Origin of the sequence: Clostridium sp. (genome assembly GCF_036642255.1) — a bacterium.
GTDB lineage: Bacteria > Bacillota > Clostridia > Clostridiales > Clostridiaceae > Clostridium_J.
Window position 1 is genome coordinate 10,832 of sequence record NZ_JAVWDJ010000058.1, and the last position, 6,664, is coordinate 17,495.

At 31.8% G+C, this 6,664-nt stretch carries 6 protein-coding genes; 3 read left to right on the forward strand and 3 right to left on the reverse strand.

All coding sequences use genetic code 11. The features are described 5' to 3' along the window. Positions 1-160 precede the first annotated feature (160 nt). Positions 161-1,315, forward strand: coding sequence for an FAD-dependent oxidoreductase (locus RR409_RS18840; protein ID WP_332559322.1), 1,155 nt, complete (start codon positions 161-163; stop codon positions 1,313-1,315). Positions 1,316-1,508: 193 nt separating this feature from the next. Here RR409_RS18840 and RR409_RS18845 read toward each other — a convergent pair whose 3' ends face one another. The 3 genes from RR409_RS18845 to RR409_RS18855 form a co-directional block, all read right to left on the reverse strand. Then, positions 1,509-2,426, reverse strand: a complete 918-nt coding sequence (locus tag RR409_RS18845) for an aminoglycoside phosphotransferase family protein (protein WP_332559323.1) — start codon at positions 2,424-2,426, stop codon at positions 1,509-1,511. A 242-nt stretch (positions 2,427-2,668) separates the two neighbouring features. Then, the gene (locus RR409_RS18850; RefSeq protein WP_332559324.1) at positions 2,669-2,998 is read right to left on the reverse strand and encodes a hypothetical protein; all 330 of its coding nucleotides are present in this window, start codon (positions 2,996-2,998) and stop codon (positions 2,669-2,671) included. A 514-nt stretch (positions 2,999-3,512) separates the two neighbouring features. After that, a complete protein-coding gene (locus tag RR409_RS18855) occupies positions 3,513-4,985 on the reverse strand; it encodes a hypothetical protein (protein WP_332559325.1) in 1,473 nt (490 codons plus the stop codon). A 400-nt stretch (positions 4,986-5,385) separates the two neighbouring features. On the opposite strand from RR409_RS18855, the gene RR409_RS18860 reads away from it, so the two are divergent. Both RR409_RS18860 and RR409_RS18865 read left to right on the forward strand, forming a co-directional pair. Then, entirely contained in the window at positions 5,386-5,736 is a 351-nt protein-coding gene (locus RR409_RS18860; protein WP_332559326.1) for a helix-turn-helix transcriptional regulator, read from the forward strand. Further along, on the forward strand, positions 5,723-6,664 hold a 942-nt coding region (locus tag RR409_RS18865; protein WP_332559327.1), incomplete at its 3' end, for an FtsW/RodA/SpoVE family cell cycle protein. The genes RR409_RS18860 and RR409_RS18865, both read left to right, overlap by 14 nt.

Consider the following 6,664-nt stretch of genomic DNA (forward strand, 5'->3'; position numbering starts at 1 on the left):
TGTATGTCTCTTGATTATTTTTTAACTATATTTTTAAGTTTTGATTGTAATCACATATGGCTTTATACATTTAAAATACAATGATTTTGTGATACAAAAATAATGAAAGTATATTTTAAAAATTATCTATTTCTATATTAAAAATGAAGAGGTGATTATCTTGAATGAGAAAATCGTTATTGTTGGCGGAGGTGCTGCTGCAATTTCAGCTACTAAAGCAATTCTTGACATAAATCCACAAAGTGAGATTATTGTACTGGGTGCGGAAAAATTCTATCCTTATTATCGCATCAAAATTTCTAAAGGACTTTTAGGTGGACTGGAGGAAGAAAAACTTTTAATACAAAAAAAACAATGGTTTGAAGCAAATAATATTAAACTCTATTTAGATCATAGGGTGGTTAGTGTGATTCCACACAAAAAGGAAATAACTATGGAAAATGGAGATTCATTTTCTTATACAAAGCTGCTACTTACAAATGGCGCAAGTAACCTAATACCTTCAATCAAAGGGATAAATAAACCTGGGGTTTTTACTTTAAGAGATTTAGAGGGAGCACTTAGGATTTCTGATTATTTAAAAGATATTAAAACTATTCTGCTCATCGGTGGTGGAGTTCAGAACCTAGAAGTTGCTAATGTGCTTTCTAAAAATGGCAAAAAAGTAGTTATTGCTGAATTTGCGTCTCGTTTAATGCCTCGACAGCTAGATGATTTTGCATCCAATAAATTAAGGCGCTCGATTGAAGCTCAGGGTATAGAGGTTATGTTAGATACCCAAGTACAAGAGATACTAGGTGATGGGAAAGTAGATGGATTTATCACAAAATCCGGAATACAGGGCTCCTGTGATATGGTAATTTATTCAACGGGAATTAAGCCAAACATTGAAATAGCACAGGGTACTGATCTGGATGTGAATAAAGGAATAATTGTAAATGAAAGAATGGAAACTAATATAAGCGATATTTTTGCTGCTGGGGATATATCTGAGTTTAAGGGTAGAGTTTTTGGTTTATGGAGCATAGCAACTCAACAAGGAAAGATTGCAGGAGCAAACATGTGTAATCAAGACTTAATTTTTCAACCGCCTGCTCCAGTTACTTCACTGGATGCTTTTAATATGTCTTTATTTTCAATTGGTGATATTGAGGAGCATCAAGATACGGATGTATTAGTGGAATCACAGGATTATGACCAAAAATACTGTAAAACATTTATTCGGAATAATCAAATTGTAGGAGCTATTGTTTTAGGTGATACTAAAAGATTTATGGCTATTAAAAATATTATTGATAGTAATAAAAAAGACTAATCTTCTGAAAATGAAAGAGATGATAAAAGAATTAAATATCATCTCTTTTATTCTTACTTGACAAAGGTTATATCTTTGCATACAGGATCTCTCTAAGCATACCTCTACATTTTTAATACTTTTACATACATATTTCTATATCTTGTTTCTATAGCTTGCAACTATTGATAAACATTATATTAACAATTACAAATCACATATTCATAATTGATTCTGCAAAAGCAACATTTTTTAGAAGAGACAAATATTCCTCAGGGGTTGCGCCACTTTCTACATCCCAACACGCTGCCATTGCCGCTTCAATATAAAGGCATTGCCTTAAAATGTAATTTGGAATATTAAGATCCCTTTCTAAGGTGCATATTATAGAGTTTATTTTCTCATATAGTTCATCAGAAATTTCATCACAAAATTCATTTAATATAAAACGTGGTGCATCAAATACAGGATCACCTATTACCCCTTTAGGGTCTATAATTTTATATTCTCCATTACTACTAAGTAAAATATTATCATGATGAAAGTCCCCATGAAGCAACATCCTTTGTGAATATGAGGAAGAAACTGATACACATATATCCTTTGCTTTTTTCATATACAAATACAATTCTTTACGATCCTGCCTCTTGCCCATGTACTCTGTTATCCTACTCACCCACCCTGTGTAAGTTGGGTATATTTCTGCATTAGTGGGCATTATATGCAAGCCTTTATATAAAGAAGAAAATACTGACAATCTCTTTTTAAGAGAGCTCTCCTCCCTTAAAGGATTCCCTGGCAGCACACACTCTTCAAGGATAACACCTTTTTCGATATCAGCTTCAAACACTCTACAAAATCCTCTGCCATTATATTGCTCTAAAGTATTAAATTCTGTATATATTTCTCTAAAAAAAGGATTACCTATTTTAAGTACTACCCTTCCATAGTCTTCTGAATTGCATTTAAAAACTAAGTTTGAAGAATATGAAGGAATGAACTGAAAAGAGATCAAACTCCATTTATTAGCATATGCTTCGATGTCTTTCAGTACCTTTTCATAAAAATCCTTACCAAAACGTTTAATTATATTTTCCATTTCATTTTCCTTGAAGTCATAAGGCTTGTTCATCCTTAACCTACTCCTCCTCACTATAAGGCAAAAATATTTCTCATCTAACTGACTTCGTTAATGATTATATATTACGCATTACCAACATAAAGACTTTACAGCTTATAATTTGGGTTTATGCCTTGAAAAGATGTATTATAAAATTAATGGAACTAAGTGTTGCACTTTTACTTGATTAAGTCAGTTCATCTATATCTTATTTACAATAACGGACTAATTTAAGAAAAGCATGTACTAGCTCCCTAATCAACTTTGAAGTAACTTTTAAGTTCATGAATCTTGTTGAGGTACTGTATATTAGTGAAGTATCCCATTTCTTTCAGTTCATTAAGAATCTTAGCGTGCTTTTCATACTGCTCATATTCTTTTTTCTTGTCCATTCTGTTCTGATATAGTTTAATTACCTCTTCGAGTTCAGCATTATCTAATATCTCCATATCTCGTAGTTTAATTATTTCTGAGCTATGTGTATCTGTAATGGATTCTTTTTTCCTATTCAGCAACGGATTTATTGCTAGCCTAACAGCAAAGTAAGTGACAATAAATAGGACTATTAATTCTCTTAGACCCATGACTTCCCTCCAATATTAATATTTTAAATTTAATATGTAAATTCTTATAAATTGGTGTTATAAAATAATTATAAATATTCTACTGTTCCATTTTACCATAAATTAACTTTCTTAATAATAAAAACTATCCAATTAGAACCGATTAATTATCAACACAGAATTAAAGCATAATGAAATATTTAGTGAATTTTCTTAGAAGTATCCAGTTATTTGGTTCATTAAAGTCGCAGCAAGTTGCTTAGGTCTAGCAACATAGGACGCAGATTTAGACCAACAAAAGAATTTTGTTATACCAAAGTAATTATCCTAAGCTGAGCAACTGCCACATATAGAAAGTAGTATACTTGAAGATTCCAAAATGTTGTTAAACTATTATAGATTTTAGTAAAATAAAATAAGATGATTTCTGTTAAGTACAGAAACCATCTTATTTCATATTATTTCTTAAAATGTCCTTAGTAAATGTTACATTAATAGTTAATATTAATATTTAAGGGTAGTTTATCTTGTCTATTTATTTAATCCAAGCTCCACTTGCATCTAACTTATATCCACCAATTGTAGTACTCTTAGCCATTTGCCCACTTCCGTATAAGAAGTACCACTTACCACCTGATTGTACCCAACCAGTTCTCATAGCTCCACTTCCATCTAAAAGATACCATTGTCCATTTAGTAATAGCCAACCTGCATGCATTTGACCATTGTTAGCAAAATAGTACCACATACCACCATTTTGAACCCAACCAATTTTTCTTTCACCTGAGCTACTTAATAAATACCATTTGCCACCATTTTGAAGCCAGCCAGTTTTCATGGCTCCATTTCCATCCATAAAATACCACTTATTGTTATCATTAACCCAGCCTGCTTGCATTTGTCCAAAATTATTCATATAATACCATTTGCCACCATTAGCTAACCAACCACGGTGTTGTGTTAATCCTGTAGTGGTATTGCCATCATAAAAATACCAAGTTCCATTAATGTTATTCCAACCTGCCTTAACATCCTTAACAAGCTCAAGTTTAGCATTTTTTAATAGTGGGGATACCTGATTTCCATCGTTTAAATACTCTGTATAGTTCCCAGCACCATCCTCTACGTAGACTCCAAGTACTTTCCAAGTTCCATAATCTAACCCCTCATTAAAATATAATGTTGCTAAAAATTCACCATTATTTAAGTCAGAAGGAGCTAACTCCATAGCATAATTTTCTTTTGTAACTGGAGATTGAAGCACCACAATAACCTTATTAACTTGTACATTATCCTTTACCGTTGCTCTAATTTCAAATTCTTCATTTAGAAATAGAACAGTATCACTGATATAAAAGTTTTCCATTACTGGTGATAAGATGTCTTTTTCTACCTTGAAACTAGCATTACTTAAAATAGGATACTTACTTCTATCTCCACTTTCATTGAATCCTGAAGCTTTAATCATACTTATAACATGAATATCCCAATTTCCTACCAAGTTCGAATCGTTTTCAATTTTAACTTCTCCTTCAAACTTGTTTAACGCTACTTTATTTAGTTTTACATCTACGAAAGAGCCAGAAGGAGTCTTATAGGTAACTGTAGCTTCATTGACATCTTGTATAAATTCCACTTCTATTTTAACACTTCCGCCTAAAGTAACTACTGACTTATCAACTTTAATGTTAGCTAAATCAATATGCTCTGGTGTGTTATTAGTAGTCTCTTCTGTTGTTTCCTCAGTATTACTTGACCCTGTTCCCTCTTGTACCGTTCCTTGTTCTGTGCCATTAGAAGTGTCTGCTTGTACTTCTTCTGTTTGGGCTTCAGTGTTGGTAACGTTTTCTTGCTGGCTTTCTGTTTCTGAATTTTCTACTACCGATTCTGAAGTTGTGGTGATTTCAGTGTTCTCTGTTGATGCGCTTACCTTATAACTAGGTATTGTTGCTAGTGAAGCAGTGATGGAAAGAGATAATAATAAAGCTGTTATTTTTTTAGATTGCACGATGGTTCCCCCTAATTTTAAACTTTTGTTACGAATCTAGGTAAATTTTATCAGCGTAGATAAGAACTTTCAATGAGATGTTTTTTCCAATACTGTATATATAGTGTAATCTTTGTACACTCCTCATAATCATGATTTTTACTCTTACTTACAATTAAGAGACTTCTTCATTCGTATAAAATAAGATAAACTATTTCCATTTCTTCAAGCTTAAGATTGACCATATTATTTGTAAAAGACATAATAACTGGATACATTAATTCTAAAATTCGCTAAATAAATGCTTATATATTTTTTTCTTTCTGCAATTATAATTCCTATTGACATATGGTAAAAATAACCTTAGAATTATACATAGATAATCTATGTATAGTATAACTAGGTATAAAGGAGGTATTTTATGAAGATTAATAAAGAATTACTAAAAGGAAGTACTACTACTCTTGTTTTAAGCTTATTAAACAGCAGACCTATGTACGGCTACGAAATCATAAAAGTAATTGAGCTTAAGTCTAATGGAGTTTTTAGTTTTAAGGAAGGCACGTTGTATCCAATACTTCATACTCTTGAAGGTGAAGCAATGATTGAGTCCTATTGGAATGAAAGTGAAGGTGGACGAAAGAGAAAATACTATAAAATCACTGAAAAAGGAAAACTTCATATGGAAGATAAAAAAGATGAATGGTCCTTATTTCGCAAAGCAGTAGATAAAATTTTGTGGGAGGAGGTCTCCTGTGATGATAGAAAATAATAAGGTTGAAGAATATATAAATAAAGTCTGTACTCTTATAAAAAATAAAGATGTTCACTATGATATAAATCTTGAGCTTAAAGATCATATTCAAACTCTTAAAGAAGAATATCTTGACTCTGGTATGTGTGAGGAAGAAGCTACTGAAAAGGCCCTTTCACACATGGGGGCTCCTGACCTTATAGGTAAAGAGCTTGATAAAACCCATAAAGCAAAAGTAAACTTAGGAGTTATAATCCCACTACTTTGTTTTTCATTATTTGGACTTGTCACCATGTATTTTCTCCAAAGCAATGGAGCTGTAGCTGAGGCAAATTATATGAAAATATTTCAAAAAAACCTTTTATTCTATATTATGGGGATTGGCTTAATGGTAGGATTATACTTCTTTGATTACAGGAGAATTTTACCTTATTCAAAGGGGATTTATATAGCTTCGGTAATAATTTTAATTCAACAATTAGTTTTTAATACTTCAATTAATGGAAACTATTTCTTGAACCTTGGATTTATAACTGTGAATATAATGCCGATTTGTTTAACACTGCTGGTGATTTCTCTTTCAGGGATATTACAAAACTGGAATTGGAATAATCCTTATGAGTTTTTAAAAGCTTTAGGGATAATTATACTCCCTGGGATGTTTATGATTACTCGACCTATAACCTATGGATTTTTATATTTTATTGCTTGTATTACTTTGATGATTATGTCCAAGGCCAAGGTATATCAGATACTAATTTCTATCCTATCCCCTTTTCTTAGCTTCTTCATATACTTTTTATCAGAGCCATACAGATTGAAGAGATTTCTTATTTTCTTAGATCCTGCCAGGGATCCTGAGGGTAGTGGTTGGTTATATATTCAAGTTAAAAAAGTTATTGAGTCTTCTGGTGCCTTTGGTAATGGGTTCACCATGAAATCTAAT